12 protein-coding genes, 1 tRNA gene and 1 pseudogene are annotated in these 17,726 nt (G+C 68.8%); 7 read left to right on the forward strand and 7 right to left on the reverse strand.

Annotated features, from left to right (window positions below; all coding sequences use genetic code 11):
- Positions 1-2 precede the first annotated feature (2 nt).
- Together CKW34_RS08700 and CKW34_RS08705 are read left to right on the forward strand one after the other, a co-directional pair.
- Positions 3-1,259: a fatty acid desaturase family protein gene (locus CKW34_RS08700; RefSeq protein WP_059383992.1), complete on the forward strand. Its 1,257-nt coding sequence runs from the start codon at positions 3-5 to the stop codon at positions 1,257-1,259.
- Positions 1,237-1,503, forward strand: coding sequence for a hypothetical protein (locus tag CKW34_RS08705; RefSeq protein ID WP_059383938.1), 267 nt, complete (start codon positions 1,237-1,239; stop codon positions 1,501-1,503). Before CKW34_RS08700 ends, CKW34_RS08705 begins: the two co-directional genes overlap by 23 nt.
- A gap of 12 nt (positions 1,504-1,515) precedes the next feature.
- On the opposite strand, the gene CKW34_RS08710 is transcribed toward CKW34_RS08705, so the two are convergent.
- Positions 1,516-2,463, reverse strand: a complete 948-nt coding sequence (locus CKW34_RS08710; protein ID WP_059383937.1) for an alpha/beta hydrolase — start codon at positions 2,461-2,463, stop codon at positions 1,516-1,518.
- 37 nt (positions 2,464-2,500) lie between these two features.
- A complete protein-coding gene (locus CKW34_RS08715; RefSeq protein ID WP_059383936.1) occupies positions 2,501-4,144 on the reverse strand; it encodes a flavin-containing monooxygenase in 1,644 nt (547 codons plus the stop codon).
- Positions 4,145-4,320: 176 nt separating this feature from the next.
- On the opposite strand from CKW34_RS08715, the pseudogene CKW34_RS24840 reads away from it, so the two are divergent.
- Together CKW34_RS24840 and CKW34_RS08720 are read left to right on the forward strand one after the other, a co-directional pair.
- Positions 4,321-4,716, forward strand: a pseudogene (locus CKW34_RS24840) (nSTAND1 domain-containing NTPase); the annotation flags it as partial.
- A 58-nt stretch (positions 4,717-4,774) separates the two neighbouring features.
- Complete coding sequence (locus tag CKW34_RS08720) at positions 4,775-6,706, forward strand: ATP-binding protein (RefSeq protein ID WP_306303680.1); 1,932 nt, start codon at positions 4,775-4,777, stop codon at positions 6,704-6,706.
- Between the two features lie 22 nt (positions 6,707-6,728).
- On the opposite strand, the gene CKW34_RS08725 is transcribed toward CKW34_RS08720, so the two are convergent.
- From CKW34_RS08725 to selD, 5 genes are all read right to left on the reverse strand, one after another.
- Entirely contained in the window at positions 6,729-8,033 is a 1,305-nt protein-coding gene (locus CKW34_RS08725) for an L-lactate MFS transporter (protein WP_059383935.1), read from the reverse strand.
- Between the two features lie 33 nt (positions 8,034-8,066).
- Complete coding sequence (gene nrfD / locus CKW34_RS08730) at positions 8,067-9,086, reverse strand: NrfD/PsrC family molybdoenzyme membrane anchor subunit (protein WP_059383934.1); 1,020 nt, start codon at positions 9,084-9,086, stop codon at positions 8,067-8,069.
- Entirely contained in the window at positions 9,086-9,997 is a 912-nt protein-coding gene (locus tag CKW34_RS08735) for a 4Fe-4S dicluster domain-containing protein (RefSeq protein ID WP_059383933.1), read from the reverse strand. Before CKW34_RS08735 ends, nrfD begins: the two co-directional genes overlap by 1 nt.
- Positions 9,994-13,338, reverse strand: coding sequence for a formate dehydrogenase (gene fdh / locus CKW34_RS08740; protein ID WP_226949799.1), 3,345 nt, complete (start codon positions 13,336-13,338; stop codon positions 9,994-9,996). Before fdh ends, CKW34_RS08735 begins: the two co-directional genes overlap by 4 nt.
- 103 nt (positions 13,339-13,441) lie before the next feature.
- Positions 13,442-14,464, reverse strand: a complete 1,023-nt coding sequence (selD, locus tag CKW34_RS08750) for a selenide, water dikinase SelD (RefSeq protein ID WP_059383931.1) — start codon at positions 14,462-14,464, stop codon at positions 13,442-13,444.
- A 58-nt stretch (positions 14,465-14,522) separates the two neighbouring features.
- Between selD and CKW34_RS08755 the strand changes: the two genes are divergently transcribed.
- The 3 genes from CKW34_RS08755 to selB all read left to right on the forward strand — a co-directional run bounded on the left by CKW34_RS08755 (position 14,523) and on the right by selB (position 17,696).
- Positions 14,523-14,617, forward strand: a tRNA-Sec gene (locus CKW34_RS08755).
- A 32-nt stretch (positions 14,618-14,649) separates the two neighbouring features.
- Positions 14,650-15,954, forward strand: a complete 1,305-nt coding sequence (gene selA / locus CKW34_RS08760) for an L-seryl-tRNA(Sec) selenium transferase (RefSeq protein ID WP_059383930.1) — start codon at positions 14,650-14,652, stop codon at positions 15,952-15,954.
- Complete coding sequence (selB, locus tag CKW34_RS08765) at positions 15,954-17,696, forward strand: selenocysteine-specific translation elongation factor (RefSeq protein WP_059383929.1); 1,743 nt, start codon at positions 15,954-15,956, stop codon at positions 17,694-17,696. The genes selA and selB overlap by 1 nt, the downstream gene beginning before the upstream one ends.
- Positions 17,697-17,726: the final 30 nt, after the last annotated feature.

Here is a 17,726-nt window from a genome sequence, read left to right on the forward strand (position 1 = left end):
TCATGTTCGGATTGTCCCTACCCACCGTTCCCTTTCTGCCCTTCCTGTCCGGCCGCAGTTCTTCGGCCGAGAACGAACCGCTCGTCCTCGACTGCGACAGTGTCGAGGAGATCGGCCGTGAACTCGACGCACTGCGGGAGCAGACGCTCGCATCCCTCGGTGACGAGGACCGCGAGTATCTCTACCGGATCATCAAGGCACAGCGCGGATTCGAGATCGCCGGCCGCGGTCTGCTCTTCGTCGGATTCCTCCCGCCCGCATGGGTCGCCGGTGTGGCGGCGCTGAGTGTGTCGAAGATCCTCGACAACATGGAGATCGGGCACAACGTGATGCACGGTCAGTACGACTGGATGCGCGAACCGTCGCTGAATTCCCGTGTCTTCGAATGGGACACGGTGTGCCCGTCGGACCAGTGGCGGCACTCGCACAACTACGTGCACCACACCTATACCAACATCCTCGGTCAGGATCGTGACATCGGATACGGGATCCTGCGCATGGACCCTGCCCAGAAGTGGCATCCCTACTATCTCGGCAACCCGGTCTACGCGACTGCACTCATGTTCCTGTTCGAGTGGGGCGTGATGATGCACGACGCCGAGGTCGACCGGATCGTCGCAGGCAAGCGGTCGTGGCGCGACGTGATCCCGATCTCGAAGGGCTGGTGGCACAAGGCCGGCCGTCAGGTGGTCAAGGACTACATCGCGTTCCCGCTATTGAGCGGTCCGATGTTCGTTCCGACCCTGCTCGGCAACGTCACCGCCAACCTGGTGCGCAACGTGTGGGCGTATTCGATCATCTTCTGTGGTCACTTCCCGTCCGGCGTGCAGTCCTTCACCGAGGAGGAGACCGCCGAGGAGACCCGTGGTGAGTGGTACGTCCGGCAGATGCTGGGCAGCGCGAATATCACCGGCTCACCGTTGTTCCACATCATGTCCGGCAACCTGTCGCACCAGATCGAGCACCACCTGTTCCCCGACCTGCCGGCACACCGCTATCCGGAGCTCGCTCCGAAGGTCAGGGAACTGTGCGAGAAGCACGGACTTCCGTACAACACCGGTGGCCTCACAGCCCAGGTGACGTCGGTCTGGAAGAAGATCTTCAAGTTCGCCCTCCCGCCCGGTTGGCTCGCGCCCGAACCCGAGTCGCAGGTGATCATCCAACGTCACCGCTCCACCGATCGCCGGCTCGACGATGCGGGTACCCTCGCGGACGACACGATCGAGGGGGTCGAACATGGTGGGAAGATTCGAGCGTAACAAGGACACGATCCAGGAGGTCACCGAGTCGGCGGCCACCCACGTCGGCGCGATCGCGGGGATCATCACCGGAGCGGTCCGGGACGTCACCCGCGAGATCGGCGAACTGATCACCGACGCGATCGAGATGCGCGAGGCCGCCCGCGCGGCGCGCGACGACGACGAGCGTGCGGCGCGCGACGGCGAGGAAAGCGGAGAAGGGCCGGCGACGTCGGATCGTCGCTCGGCCCCTCCCGCGGAATAGCGGATCGAGTTCCTACCGGGTGGGGACGCCCGAGATGGTGCGGGTGACGAACTTCGCCACCTCGTCGCGCATCTCGCCGCTGCGCGGCACCGCGCCCGACATCCAGAACGCGCCGTGCACGAGCCCGTCGAACCGGCGGATCGTCACGTCCACGCCGGCTTCGCGCAGCCGCCGTCCGTAGAACTCACCTTCGTCGCGGAGCACCTCGTTCTCGGTGGTGAGCACCAGGGTCGGTGGCAGGGCGTCCACATCGGCTGCGCGTGCGGGCAGCGCATAGGGCGTCTCCGCGTCCCCGGGTGAGGTGAAGTACCGGTCGAGGAACCAGTCCATGTCGGCGGCGGTGACGATGTACCCCTCGGCGAACTCGCGGCGCGAGGGCAGGTCGGCAGCGCGGTCGAGCGCCGGATAGATCAGCACCTGTCCGCGCAGCACCGGTGCGCCTTCGTCACGAGCCCGCAACGCGACTCCGGCTGCGAGGTTGCCCCCGGCGCTGTCGCCCATCACCACCAGGTTGTGCGGGTCGCCGCCGTACTCGGCGATGTGGGCGGTGACCCACTGCAACGCAGCCCACGCGTCGTCGGCCGCTGCGGGGAACGGATGTTCCGGCGCCAGCCGGTATCCCGCGGTCACCACGGTGGCTCCGGTCGCCAGGGCGACCGCCCGGGCCGGTTCGTCCACGACGGTGAGGTCGCCCGCGACGAACCCGCCGCCGTGGAAGTAGAGCACCACCGGCTGCGGTCCGGTGTCCGCCCCGGGGGTATAGATCCGCAGGGGGAGATCGACGCCGTCGCTCTCGTAGTGGGTCTCGTCGACGCGAGCGACGTCCTGCGGTGGGAGTTGGAGGTCGGTGAAGGTCGCGATCGTCGCGCGGACCTGATCGACCGTCATCTGCGAGAACGAGGTGAATCCCTGCTGCCGAAGTCCTGTGATGAGGCCTGCGGCGTGCTCGTCGAGTGCCATGGGTGCTGTCCTTCCGAGTGATGGGGAGTTCGGTGCCCTACGAGGCGGCCGGGACGGTGGCTCGCGCCGGGGCCAGGTCGAAGCCGACGTAACCGCCGTCGACGACCTCGGCGCAGACCTGCCGGTAGGTCGGGGCGCCGCCGAGGTAGACCATGCAGGCACGCGGTTTACCGGGGATGTTCGCGCCCATGTACCACGAGTCGGTCTGCGGCAGCAGCGTCTGCTCGGCGATCTCGGTGGTGGTGCGCACCCAGTCGGCTTCGGCCTCGGCGGTGGGTTCGATGACGTCGAGATCGTGTGCGCGCAGATACGCGATCGCGTCGGTCGCGAAGTCGACGTGGTCCTCGATCGCCAGCGGCATGTTGTAGAGCACCGAGGGTGACTGAGGTCCGGTGATCGTGAACAGATTGGGGAACTCGTTGCTCATGATGCCGAGATAGGTGCGCGGTCCGTGCGCCCACCTGTCGGCCAGGCGCACACCGTTGCGTCCGCGGATGTCCATGGCCATGAGCGGTCCGGTCATGGCGTCGAAGCCGGTCGCGAGCACGATGGTGTCGACCTCGTAGGTGCGGTCGCCGACGCGCACACCGGTCTCGGTGATCTCGCTGATCGGGGTGCTCTTCACATCGACGAGGTGCACGTTGTCGCGGTTGTAGGCCTCGTAGTAGTTCGTCTCGAGCGGCGGACGTTTCGTGGCGTAGGCGTATCCCCGGGGTGCGAGCTTGTCGGCCTTGGCCGGGTCCTGCACCCGTTCACGGATCCGCTCGCGGATGTACTCGGCGGCGGTGTCGTTGGCCTTCCGGTCGAAGAGGATGTCCTGGAAACTGTCGATGAACAGGCGGAACCCACCCGCGTTCCAGCGTTCGTCGAACACCCGCCGACGCTCCTCGGCATCGACGGCGAGCGCCGACGGCCGGACCTGGTCGAACGGAACACCCAGGAAGTGGTTGCGTGCGGCCTCTCTCAGTTCGGGGTAGACCTGCTTGGCCTCGTCCAGCACCTGCGGGTCGAGCGGACCGTTCCCGAGCGGGGTGGCGAACTGGGGTGTGCGCTGGAATACCACCAGTTCCGCGGCCTGCTGCGCGATCAGTGGGATCGCCTGGATCCCACTGGCACCGGTGCCGATGATCGCGACGCGCCTGCCGGTGAAGTCGACGGGCTCGTGCGGCCAGTTCCCGGTCAGCAGCACCTGCCCGCGGAAGTTGTCGATGCCTCCGAACTCGGGCTTCTTGGGAACCGAGAGGTTGCCGGCGCCGGAGATGAACCACCGGGCCGTCACGGTCTCGCCGGTGTCGGTGCGGACCGTCCACCACGAGTTCTCGTCGTCCCAGTGCACACCGATCACCCGAGTGCCGAATGTGATTCCCTTCCGCAGGTCGAAGCGGTCGGCCACATGGTTCAGGTAGCGGAGGATCTCCGGCTGCCCGGCGAACTTCTCGCTCCACTGCCACTCCTGCTGCAGGTCCTCGTCGAACGAGTACGAGTAGTGGATCGACTCGATGTCGCAGCGGGCGCCGGGATAGCGGTTCCAGTACCAGGTGCCACCCACATCGTCGCCGGCCTCGAAGACCCGCACGGACATGTTCATCCGGTCGCGCAGTCTGTGCAGCGCGTACAGGCCGGCGAATCCGGCTCCTACGACGACGACGTCGGTGTCGGGGGTGGTGGAGGAAGTGGTCATCTGTCCTGGCTCCTCGGTATCGGGGATGTCGCTCCGGCGTCGAACCGGAGGTCTGCATCGACGATGACGTGGATCACACACGAGGACGCGGGGTGAATTACCCCATTGGTTACCTGTGTTGGCCGTCACACGACCACCCGGGTATGTTGGGCCCACTATCTCTGAGAAGCGTGACGATGGAATCTGCCCTGCCGGAATCTGCACCACCCCGCACCCCGGGGCCCACCCGTTCGGTGACGACCTTCATCGGTCGCCGTCGCGAGATCGACGAGGCCCGGTCGTGTCTCCAGCGGACCCGGTTGCTGACGATCCTCGGTCCGGGTGGTGTGGGAAAGACCCGGGTGGCGGAGGAACTGGCGGTGCGCACCTCGCGTGCGTTCCGCGATTCGTTCCGCTGGATCGATCTGGCGGTGGTGCGGGATCCGGAGTCCGTTCCCTCGGCTGCAGCGGCCGCTCTGGGGGTGACCGACCAGTCCACCAGGCCTGTGATGGACAAGATCATCGACCGTCTCCGCGACGAGCACATGCTGATCGTGGTCGACAACTGCGAACACCTGATCGCGACCGTGGCCGATTTCGTCGCTGCCGTCCTCGGTGGCGCGCCAGAGGTGCGGATCCTCGCGACCAGTCGTGAGCCGCTCGCGGTGGCGGGGGGAGGCGGAGTACGTGCTTCCCCCGCTGACGACACCGGACGGATCGACGGGGAACCGGGCGGCCGATCTCGGGCGGTTCGAAGCGGTGGGTCTTCTCGTGGAACGGGCCCGGCAGGTGGTCCCGGGCTTCGAGGTGACCGACGGCAATGCCGATGCCGTTGCGCAACTGTGCATCGCGCTCGACGGCGTGCCGCTCGCTCTCGAACTCGCGGCCACCCGGCTGCGTTCGTTGTCTCCGGCGCAACTCGTCGACCGACTCGATCGTCGTTTCGCGCTGCTCACCGGAGGCAGTCGCGTGGCGGTGCCGCGGCAGCAGACGTTGCGTGCGCTGATCGACTGGAGCTACGAACTGTGCTCCGATGCCGAGCGGACGCTGTGGGCGCGATTGTCGGTGTTCACCGGCAGTTTCGACCTCGAAGCCGCGGAGACCGTCTGCGCCGACGACGATCTCCCGAGCGAGCAGGTCATCGACCTGCTCGACAGGTTGATCGCGAAATCACTTGTGGGAGTCGATCGTTCGTCTGCCGTGTTGAGGTACTCGCAACTGGTGACCGTGCGCGAGTACGGTCACGAACTGCTCGACGCCCGCGGGGAGCGCGAGCAGTTGTACCGGCGGCATTGCGAGCACTATCTCGACCGCGCCCGTCGCTGCGCCGAGAGTTGGTACGGGCCGAAGCAATCCGCCCTCCTGTCCTCCATGCGCGCCGACCATGCGGATTTCATGGCAGCGCTCGACCGGCCGATCCGGGACGACGACGAACTCGCCTCGGGGGCGGCGCTCGCCGTCGCGCTGCGCTATCACTGGATCGCGGGCGGCTACCTGTCCACCGGACGGGCCCGGCTCGAACGACTCCTGCAGCGACTTCCGCGCTCGAACAGCGAGCGCGGGAACGTGCTGTGGGTGACCGCGTGGACGGCCCTCATCCAGGGAGACCGCGACGGGGCGGCGGTCCACCTCGACGAGTGTCGTTCGATCGCAGACGAATGCGACGACGTACGGTTGCGGGCCCACTGCGATCACTGGAGTGCCCTGCACGCACTGTTCTGCGGGGCGACGGCCGAGGCGATCGACCTCTACCTCCGTGCGGCCCGGGTCCATCGTGCGCACGGCGACCACGCCGCCCACCTGACCTGCCTGTTCCAGCTGGCCATGGCGCAGACCTACGACGGACGACTCGACGACGCGCTGGAGACGTGCGCTCGTGTCGTCGAGATGGCGGACCAGCACGGTGAGCGGTGGAACAAGGCCTACGCGCTGTGGGTTTCGGGACTCGCGCATTTCCATCTCGGACGCCTCGACTCTGCGGTCGGAGCGGCGAACGGCGCGCTCGTCGTCCAGCGCGATTTCGAGGACAAGATCTGCACGGCGCTGTCGCTCGAACTGCTGGCCTGGTCGGCGGGCGCCGAAGGCGATACGGAGAAGGCAACAAGCCTGTTCGGGGCTGCACGGACGGTGTGGCAACGTCTCGGTACGACGATCGCAGCATTCGGGCCGCACATCGAGCAGGACTCGATCGCAGAGGAGCGTCGTCTCCGGGAAAGGGTGGGGGAGACGGACACCGTCGGCTCTCCTCACCCGCAGTCCGGCATGAGCATCGTCGATCTCGTGGACAGCGCACTGGAGCCGAGGGAGTCCTCGGGAAGGCACGTCTCGCGTGCTCAGGCCTCCGACCGTCGGCACCGCGGTGCGGACGAGCCCGCCTCCCGGACCTCCCCGCTGACGAAGAGGGAACAGGAGATCGCGGGACTCGTCGCCGGAGGCCTGAGCAATCGCGCGATCGCCGACCGGCTCGTGATCTCACGCCGGACCGTCGACGGTCACGTCGAACGGATCCTCGACAAACTCGGCGTGCACTCCCGCACGCAGGTCGTCTCGTGGTTGCATGCCCACGGGGCGCCCGGAGCGTGACCGTGCGGGACGACGCTCCGGCTCAGGACCGGGCCGGGACCGATTCCCGGCGTGCCGCGGGCACCTTCGTGATCACCGTGAGCGCGACGGACACCAGCGCGATGATGCCGATGGTGGTGTAGGCGAGGGTGTAGGCCTTGTCGTCGCCGAGGAGCGTGGACGCGATGATCGGGCCGATGATGCCGCCGATGCTCCACCCGATGAGCATCAGGCCGTAGATGGCGCCGGCGTTGCGGACCCCGAAGAAGTCGCCGGCGGTGGCGGGCATGGTGCCGAATGCGCCGCCGTAGCAGAGGTAGATGATCGCGGCCAGGATCGAGAACAACACCACGCCGGTGGCATGCGGCAGCACGATCAGGCACACGCCCTGCAGCACGAGCAGTGCGGTGAAGGTCTTCATCCGGCCGATACGGTCGGAGATCGCCGCCCACACGATCCGGCCGGCGCCGTTGAAGATCGCGAGCACGCCCACGAGTGCCGCCGCGCCGGAGGCGCTGAAACCGGCGATGTCGGACGCACTCGGCTTCGCCTGCGAGATCAGGGAGATGCCGGCGGTCACGCACAGGGTGAGGATGGCGGTCAGGAGATACCACTGGGGCGTGCGGAGGGCCTCGCCCTGGGTGTACTCCTTGCCGCGGTCCGCTCCGCCGCCGTTGCGGCCGACGGGGTCGAAACCCGGCACGGTGTACCCCTCGGGCGGGTTGCGGAAGAGTGCCGCACCGGCCAGCGACATCACGAGGTAGGCGATACCCAAGGGCAGGAAGGCGCTCGTGGGGTCGTCCGGATTCCGGTCGATGAGCCACTGCGCGACCGGCGAGGTGAGCACGGCGCCGAACCCGAAACCGCCCACGGCGAGTCCGGTGATGAGACCGGTCTTGTCGGGGAACCACTTCTGCAGCATGGCGATCGGGACGATGTACGCGAAGCCCAGCCCGAAGCCACTGATGATGCCGTATCCGAGGATGAGCAGCCAGTAGTCGTCGGCTCCGTCGGTGAACGAGGCGAGGAGGATGCCGAGCGCGTAGATGATGCCGCCGATCAACGCGACGACCCGGGGACCTTTCAGGTCCTGCAGTCGGCCACCGAGATAGGTGCCGATGAAGATCATGCCGATGGTGACGGTGAACGGCAGTGAGGCCCGGACCGTGCTCAGTTGCCAGGAGTCGGCGCTCTCGAGGGCTCCGCCGAAGACCGACCACGCATAGACCGCGCCGATCGAGAACTGCAGCAACAGACCCCCGGCGACGAGGAGCCAGCGGAAGCTGCCCGGAGGCTGTGCCGTCGGGGCGTCGCCGTGTGGTTCGCGCGTGGGCTTGCCGGAGTCCATGCGTTCTCCTTCGTCCTGCCCGCGAGCCGGATCTCAGCTGCGGTAACGAACGGGTTCCCCGCGATCGACTCGTTCACGCTGGGGAACGACGGTGTACTTGGGATCCTTCGCCGACGCGATGCCGGCCTCGTAGACTCCGACTCGCGTACACAGCGAACCGACCATGAGTGCGGCACCGGACACTGCCGACACCACCCGATTGCGGCGACCGACGAGTGCGCCGAGCGCGCCGGCCACCGTCAATGCCTTACTGGCCTTCATCAGTCGCCCGGGGCGGCCCTGGTGGAGCGTCTCGGCCGACAGGCCCATCGACTTCTCCATCTGCTGCTCGGTCGCGAGTTCGACGAGCGCGCCGCCGACGGCGAAGGCGCGCGCCGGCCCGGCCTCGGCGACCGGTGCGCCCAACAGTCCGAGACCTCCCGATGCGGCGGCCGCGGACCCGCAGAACACGAAGGGAATCTCCTTGTAGGCGGAGTGCCATGCCGGAGTTGCGGTGTCGGACAACAGGACCCCGGTGTAGGCGGCGACCGGCGGTGCCGTCAGCGCACCCACGATCCCGGCGGGCCGTCCGAGGGCGAGCAGCAGGCGCACCGGTCCGCGCTTCCATCGGGCGGGGAGCATCTCGGCAATCTCCGCGACCGCAGCGAGGCCCGCGAACGGACCGTGCAGCGACAGGATCCACGTACCGACCGACATCGGGGAGGTCGGTTTGGCGACCCGCAGCATGTTGAGGAATCGGCTCGGTTTGCCGAGATCGTGGACCAGCGCACCGACACTGACGAGCAGCGATGTGAGCGAGCCGAATCGGGCGACGCGACGGAGGGCGGGCCGCCCCGTGAGATCGGCACCCGCAGCGAGCAGCGAACTGCCCGCGGCCACGCCACCGGTGAACAGATAGATCGCGATGTCGTGTTCCCACGGAGCCGGTTTCACGATCTGGCGCCCGTAATAGGATTCGAAGTCGGCCTCCGGCACCATCACCCGGTCGCCGCCGCGACCACCTCCGGACCGGCGGGAGTTGCCCGGGCTGCCGCCGTGCTGCACCTGTGTCATCAGCGCCTCCTCAGGAACGACGCGGCGGCGCCCGCCAGCATCGCGACCGCTGCCACGGCGGCGCGGGTCCACATCTCCGGCAGATCCTTGGTCGTCACCACCGGATCCGGCGGCAAGCCGTAGACCTCCGGTTCGTCGAGGAGCAGGAAGAAGGCGCCGGTCCCGCCGACCCCGTCCTCGGGATCGTTGCCGTAGAGCCGTGCCTCGCTCACGCCGCGCTCGTGCAGGGCTGCCAGTCGTTCCTCGGCGCGGGCGCGCAGTTCCTCGACGTCGCCGTACTGGATCGACTCCGTGGGGCACGCCTGCGCGCAGGACGGGGTCTGGCCGTCGGTGAGCCGGTCGTAGCAGAGCGTGCACTTCTGGGCGATACCGACCTTCGGGTCGCCCTCCGGACCCTTGCGGCGGTCGATGACGCCGTACGGGCACGCGGCCACGCAGTATCCGCAGCCGTTGCAGATGTCGTCCTGCACGACCACCGTGCCGAACTCGCTGCGGAACAGCGACCCGGTCGGGCACACGTCGAGGCACGCCGCGTGGGTGCAGTGCTTGCACACGTCCGAGGACATCAACCAGCGGAAGTCCGGCTTCTCCTCCTCCGGAAGTTCCGTCGGGGTCGCGCCGACGGTCGGCATCCCCAGCGAGACCGGGGGTTTCGACTCCGCGGGGCGCTCGATGAAGGCGACGTGCCGCCACTGGTTGGCGTTGAGCGAATGACTGTTGTCGTACGAGGTGCCGAGCATCGCGAAGAGGTTCTCGGGGACGTCGTTCCACTCCTTGCAGGCCACCTCGCAGGCCTTGCATCCGATGCACACGCTGGTGTCGGTGAAGAAGCCCTTGCGAGCCGGCGGATCCTCGTACCCGGCATCGGGTGCCGGGTCGATCGGTCCGAAGAAGCTGTTGGGGCCGGTCACTCGTCCTCCTCCGGGGGATGTCGGTCGTCCGAAGCCTCCGGGGCACGTGGGTCGTCCGAGGCCGTATCGCCGTCCGGGACCGTCACGATGGGTGGGTACACGTGATCGGTTACCCCGGCCCGCCGCGCATATCCCTCGACGTACTCCCGCAGTGCCGCTCCGGACGGTCGGCGTCCGGCCCGGACGTCGCACGTACCGACCTTGGTCTCCTGGATGAGCACGTTGGGGTCCAACGTGATTCCGAACAGATCGTTGGTCGAGTCGCCGGTCACCATGCCGCCGCTGCCCCAGTGATAGGGCATCCACACCTGGTGGACGGTCCGTCCCTCCACCTTCAGCGGGCGCAACCGCTCGGTCACCAGCACCCGGCCCTCGATCGCGGAGCGGGCGGTGACGACGTGGCACCAACCCATGTGCTCGAGTCCGCGTTCGGCCGCCAGGGCGGGGGAGACCTCCACGAACATCTCCGGTTGCAGTTCGGCGAGATGTTCGAGATAGCGGCTCATGCCGCCGGCGGTGTGGTGCTCGGTGAGACGGCTCGTCGTGAACACGAAGGGGAACACGTCGATGTGGTCCTCCGGCGGCGCCGGATTCATCGGGTTGTCGTCGCGGCGGTACTCCTTGCGCGTCGGGTTGGCCTGCTGCGCGTAGAGCGGGTTGCGGAAGGGCGACTCCACCGGTTCGTAGTGCGTCGGCATCGGACCGTCGACGAGCCCCTGCGGCACGTAGAGGGCACCCTTGCCGTCGCCCTGCATGATGAACGGGTCGATCCCCTCGAGCGCCTCGACACCGTCGGCGCCTTCGGGGGAGCGATAGCTCGGCGGCTTCGTCTTCTCGAAGTCCGGAACGTCCGCACCCGTCCACTGCTGCGCGTCGTCGTCCCACCACACGTAGGCCTTGCGTTCGCTCCACGGCCGGCCCTCGGGGTCGGCGGAGGCCCGGTTGTAGAGAATGCGGCGGTTCATCGGCCACGCCCAGCCCCACTCGGGAGCCACGAACGACTGCTCGTGCCGGGACTTGCGCCGGTTGGCCTGGTTGACGCCGTCGGCGTAGACCCCGGTGTAGATCCAGCAGCCACCGAGGGTGGAGCCGTCGTTCTTCATCTCGGTGAACGACGAGAGCGGCCGGCGGGTTGCGACGTCGTAGCCGTTGATCTCCATGAGCACCGCGTCGGCACTCGGCTCGTCGTACTCGCCGTGCACGGGGTAGTCCCACGCCAGGTCGAGCAGCGGACGGTCGCGCTCGTCGGTCGACTCGGCCAGACGCTCCCGCATCATGCGGCCGAGGTGGTAGAAGAACCACAGTTCCGAGCGACAGTCCTCCGGCGGCTCGACGGCCTTCTCCCGCCACTGCAGCATCCGCTGGGTCTGCGTGAAGGTGCCTTCCTTCTCGGCGTAGGAGGCCGCCGGGAAGAGGAACACCTCGGTGGCGCACTCCTCGGTCACGATCTCGCCGGTCTCGATCTCCGGTGAGTCCTTCCAGAAGTTGGCGCTCTCGATCTCGAACAGGTCGCGCACCACGAGCCAGTCGAGGTTCGCCATCCCGAGCCGCTGGGCGCGCCCGTGGGCGGAGCCGACGGCCGGGTTCTGCCCGAGGAGGAAGTAGCCCTTGACCTTTCCGTCGATCATGTCGAGCACCGAACGGTAGGTGCCGTGGTCGCCGGTGATCTTCGGCATGTAGTCGAAGCAGTAGTCGTTGTCGGCGGTCGCTGCGTCGCCCCAGTAGGCCTTGAGCAGGTTCACGGCGTAGGCGTCGGCCTTCGACCAGAAACCCTTGCTTCCGGGGTTGCGGACACTGTCGACCCAGTCCGTGAACGAGTGGTGCTTGTTCGCGTCGGGCATCGGCAGGTAGCCGGGCAACAGGTTGAACAGCGTCGGGATGTCGGTCGAGCCCTGGATACTGGCGTGACCGCGCAGCGCCATGATGCCTCCGCCGGGGCGGCCCATGTTGCCGAGCAGCAGCTGCAGGATCGCGCCGGTACGGATGTACTGCACACCGACACTGTGCTGGGTCCAGCCCACGCTGTAGACGAGCGCCGTCGTCCGCTCCCGGCCGGAGTTCTCGGTCCACGCGCGGCAGACGTCGAGGAAGTCCTCCTGCGAGACGCCGCACACCTGCTCGACCATCTCGGGGGTGTAGCGGGCGAAGTGCCGCTTGAGCACCTGGTAGACGCACCGCGGGTGCTGCAGCGTCTCGTCGCGCCTCGGGTGGCTCGCCGTCTGCATGCCGTGCGCCTCGTTCTGCAGGCCCGCGGCCGTCTCCCGATGCTCGGCGTGCTCTTCGGAGCCGTTGGCCTGCGACTTGTGCAGGTCGCCGGATTCGTCCTCCACGTCGTACTGCCAGCTCGTCGGATCGTAGGTCCGCTTCTCGGGGTCGAAGCCCGAGAAGAGCCCGTCGAGATCGTCGGTGTCCTCGAACTTGTCGCTGACGAGCACCGCGGCGTTCGTGTAGTTGACGACGTACTCGCGGAAGTCCAGCTCGTTGCTCAGGATGTAGTTGACGATGCCGCCGAGGAAGGCGATGTCGCTGCCGACCCGGATCGGGACGTGCTTGTCCGCCACCGCGCTGGTACGGGTGAAGCGCGGGTCGATGTGGATGACGCGGGCACCACGCTTCTGGGCCTCCACGACCCACTGGAAGCCCACCGGGTGGGCCTCGGCCATGTTGGAACCCTGGATGATGATGCAGTCAGCGTTCGCCAGGTCGGCTGTGTAGCCGGTGGCACCGCCGCGCCCGAAGCTGGTCCCCAGACCGGGGACGGTGGCGGAGTGTCATATGCGGGCCTGATTCTCGATCTGGACCGCCCCCATCGCTGTGAACAGCTTCTTGATGAGGTAGTTCTCCTCGTTGTCCAGCGTGGCACCGCCGAGACTGGCGATACCCATCGTGCGCCGGACACGGTGGCCCTTGTCGTCGAATTCCTGCCAGGTCTCGCGGCGGGTCTTCAGCACGCGGTCGACGACCATCTCCATGGCCGTGTCGAGATCGAGGTCTTCCCATTCGGTGCCGTAGGGCCGGCGGTAGCGGACCCGGGTCTCGCGTAGCTCGCTGGTGACGAGGTTCTTGCTCGCCGAACCCTTGGGACACAGGCGCCCGCGGTTCACCGGACTGTCGGGATCGCCCTCGATCTGGACGACCTTGTCGTCCTTGACGAAGATCTTCTGTCCGCATCCGACAGCGCAGTAGGGGCACACGCTGCGGGCGACACGATCGGCGGTGGAGGTGCGCGGTTCGATCTCCTCGGTACGACGGGACCGTGCGGCCTTGCCGCGTCCGAGCAGATCCTTCCCGAGGAACTGGCGCAGGACGGGCCAGGGGAGGGACGTGTCCTTCTCCGCCATCTGTGCTCCTTTCCTGCGCTCTCGTTCCGAAGCTACCGTCTACCCCCGCTTCGTGCCGGTTAATCCGGTGCAGGTGTGTCGGCATGTCCGACGATGAACGGGGTCAGCGCACCCGGATCGCGTGTTCGCCCGCGGGAACCACCTCGCCGACGACCGGATGACCGGGCAGCTCACCGACGACCAGCAGACCGCCGGACGTCTGGGCGTCGGCGAGCAGGAGCAGTTCGTCGTCGTCCACCTCGGAGTCGACCGCGTCGCGTACCCAGTCGAGATTGCGCCGGCTCCCGCCGGGGACGAATCCCTCCGCGAGCGACTCCCGCGCCCCGGCGACGTACGGCACGGCCGCGGAGTCGATCACGGCGGTCGTGCCGCTGGCCCGCATCATCTTCATCAGGTGCCCGAGCAGACCGAAACCGGTGACGTCGGTTGCGGCGCGGACACCGGCCTCGTGCGCGAGCTGCGCCGCCTCGCGGTTGAGTGTCGTCATCACCGCGACCGCTTCCTCGAAACGCTCGCCGGTGGCCTTGTGACGGTTGTTCAGGATGCCGAGACCGAGCGGCTTGGTGAGGGTGAGCGGCAGGCCGGGCGTGGCAGCGTCGTTGCGCAGCAGGCGATCCGGATCGCCCAGACCGGTGACCGCCAGCCCGTACTTCGGCTCGCGGTCGTCGATGCTGTGCCCGCCGGCGAGATGGGCACCCGCCTCGGCGCACGCGTCGGCACCGCCGCGCATGACCTCGGCGGCGAGTTCGAACGGGATGAGCTCGCGCGGCCAGCCCAGGAGGTTGACCGCGATGATCGGCGTGCCACCCATCGCGTAGACGTCGGACATGGCGTTGGTGGCGGCGATCCGTCCCCAGTCGTAGGCGTCGTCGACGACCGGCGTGAAGAAGTCGGCCGTCACGATGACGGCCCGGCCGCTCCCGTCGGGCGCCGGTTCGATCCGGACCGCGGCACCGTCGTCGCCGTTCTCCACACCCACCAACAGTTCGCCGGCGGCCCGTCCACCCTGCAGACCGCCGAGCACCCGTTCGAGTTCACCCGGCGGAACCTTGCATGCGCAGCCGCCGCCGGCGGCGTACTGGGTGAGTCGGATGGCGCCCTCGGGAAGGTCGACGTGTGCGGTCATGAACCCAAACATACGGGCGAGTCGTAACCGAGGGCCCGACTTCGGTTAGGGTGAGCGCGGAGGTGGTTCTCGTCTGGTGACGGTCGCGGTCTTCAAAACCGTTGTGGCCCAGTATCTGGGCTGGGCGGGTTCGATTCCCGTCCGCCTCCGCCAAATGTTTTCGTCGACCGTGGGATGAGGAGCGCGTGCCGGATCCGAGACGGGACGTTCCCCGCACCGACCAGGTCCTGGCCGATCCGCGCCTGCGCGAGGCCGTCGACCGGCTCGGCGCCCGACTGGTCAAGCAGACCGTCGTCGCGGCCCAGCAACGGTGCCGCGACGGCGAGATCGGGCCCGACGCCGTCGCCGACGTCGCGGTCGCGTCGCTGCCGCAGCAGGCGACCACCCTGCGTCGCGTCGTCAACGCGACCGGCGTGGTGGTGCACACCAATCTCGGTCGCGCCCCGCTGTCCCGAGCGGCGGTCGAGGCGGTGTCCACCGCGGCGGGTGCCACCGACGTCGAACTCGACCTGGCCACCGGCCGGCGCGGACGGCGAGGACGCGGCGCCCTCGAGGCGCTCGCCGAACAGGTACCCGACGCCGGCGGCGTCCACGTCGTCAACAACGGTGCCGCGGCTCTCGCCCTGGTCACCCGGGTGCTCACACGCGGTGGTCGCTCGATCGTGATCGCACGGGGCGAACTGGTCGAGATCGGCGACGGCTTCCGGATCCCGGAACTGCTGGAATCCGTGGGCGCGACGCTGCGTGAGGTCGGCACCACCAACCGCGTGCGCCTGAGCGACTATGCCGCGGCCGTCGACGACGACACCGCCTTCGTCCTCAAGGTGCATCCCTCGAACTTCACCGTCAGCGGCTTCACGTCGTCGGTGTCGGTCCGGGAACTCACCGGACTCGGACCGCCCGTCGTGGTCGACATCGGATCGGGTCTGCTCGCCCCGCATCCGCGGCTGCCGAACGAACCCGACGCCACCACCGCGCTGCGTGCCGGCGCCGACCTGGTGACCGCCTCGGGCGACAAGCTCCTCGGCGGTCCGCAGGCCGGCCTGCTGCTCGGGCGGGCCGAACTCGTGGAACGCCTGCGGCGCGACCCGTTCGCGCGGGCGCTGCGCGTCGACAAGCTCACCCTGGCCGCTCTCGAAGCGACCCTGACGGGACCGATGCCACCCGTGGCGTCGGCGCTGGCCTCCCGCCCGGAGGATCTCCGCGCCCGCGCACAGGCGATCTGCGTGGCGTTGCCCTCGGAGTGCCACCCCGAGGTGGTCGACTCCGACGGCGTCGTCGGGGGCGGCGGCGCCCCGGACGTCGTCCTGCCGAGCGTCGCGATCGCCCTGCCCGAACATCTCGCACTCCCGTTGCGGCTCGGTGAGCACCCCGTGGTCGGCCGCGTCGAACGCGGCCGGTTGCTGCTCGACCTGCTCGCGGTCGACCCCGCCGAGGACGGCGAGCTGATCGACGCCGTGACGCGCGTGGCTACTCGCGAAGGATCCTGATGTACGTCGTCGCGACCGCCGGTCACGTCGATCACGGGAAGTCGACGCTGGTCGAGGCGCTCACCGGTGCGAATCCGGATCGGCTCGCCGAGGAACGGCGACGAGGACTGACCATCGAGCTCGGCTACTGCTGGACGTCCTGGCCCGAGGTGGGGGAGGTCGCCTTCGTCGACGTCCCCGGACACGAGCGATTCCTGACGACGATGCTCTCCGGAGTGGGATCGGTCCCGGCCGCGCTGTTCGTGGTGGCCGCCGACGATCCGTGGATGCCGCAGGCGGCCGAACACCTCGCAGCGCTCGACGCGCTCGGCGTGCGTCACGCGGTCGTCGCCGTCACCCGCGCCGATCTCGCCGATCCGGGACCCGCGGCCGCGCGGGCCGCGGCGGAGGTCGCCCGTACGAGTCTGGCGGGGGCACCCGTCGTCGCCGTGAGCGGGCGCACCGGGATGGGCCTCGACGATCTCCGGGGCGCCCTGACGACGATGGTCGCCTCGCTCCCGGACCCCGATCCGCAGGCCGACGTCCGGCTCTGGGTGGACCGCCGGTTCACCGTGCGTGGATCCGGAACCGTCGTCACCGGAACGCTTCCCGCAGGCACGGTGCGCGTCGGGGACACCCTCGCGCTCGGGGACACACCGCTGCGCGTCCGCAGCGTGCAGGCACTCGGTCGCGACCGGACCGCGGTGAGCGGCGTGGCCAGGGTCGCCCTCAATCTCACCGGGCGGGTCGACGATCTGGGACGGGGCAGTGTGCTCGTCACGCCCGGCGCGTGGCACCACACCTCCGTCGTCGACGTGCGGATCAGCGGCGACGACCGGCCGCCCGTCGCTCCGGTGCTGCACATCGGAGCCGCGGACGTCGGTGTCCGGTGCCGTCCGCTGGCAGACGGTCTCGTCCGGCTCACCCTCGACCGCCCGCTGCCCCTGCGGATCGGCGACCGCGCGTTGCTGCGCGACCCGGGCCACCGGATGATCTGGCGGGCCGACGTTCTCGACCCCGATCCACCCCGATTCCGGCGTCGCGGCGCGGCGGCACGCCGTGCGCTGCAACTGGCGGGGGCCGACGGGACGCCGCGCCTGGCCGACGAGCTCGCCCGCCGCGGACTCCTGCACCGGCAACGGTTGCGACAGTTGGGCATCCCACTCGAACGGGGAGAGCACCTGACGGTCGGGCCGTGGCTCGTCGCATCCGGTCTCGCGAAGGCCGTCGCCGACCGGCTGCCCACACTCGTGCAGGCCCATGCCCGCGCCCATCCACTGGATCCGGCGGCGCCGTTGACGGTGCTGGCGTCGCAGCTGCGTCTTCCCACGCCCGACCTCGTCCGGGCGCTGGTGCGACCTCCGCTCGAAGTGGTCGGGGGACGGGTGATCGCTCCCGGCGCCGACGGTCTACCGCCGAAGATCCGCAAGGCCGTCGAGCAGGTGCGCCGCGATCTGTCGGCCGCCCCGTTCGCGGCCCCGACCGCCGATCGCCTACGTGAGCTCGGCCTCGACGACCGGGCCCTCGGCGCGGCCGAACGCAGCGGACGGTTGTGGCGGGCGGGTCCGGGCATCGTCCTGCTCCCCGACGCCGCCGACACGGCCGTGGAGCTGCTGGGCGAATTGGACCAGCCCTTCACGACCAGTGCCGCGCGCGAGCGGCTGGGAACGACACGGCGGGTGGTCCTGCCGCTGCTCGACCGGCTCGACAAGGCGGGCCGCACACGCCGGCTCCCCGACGACCGCCGCGAGATCGTCCGCTAGAACAACCGCCCGTCTCCCCGGTCGGACAAC

The sequence above is a fragment of the Rhodococcus rhodochrous genome, assembly GCF_900187265.1.
Classification (GTDB): Bacteria; Actinomycetota; Actinomycetes; order Mycobacteriales; family Mycobacteriaceae; genus Rhodococcus; species Rhodococcus rhodochrous.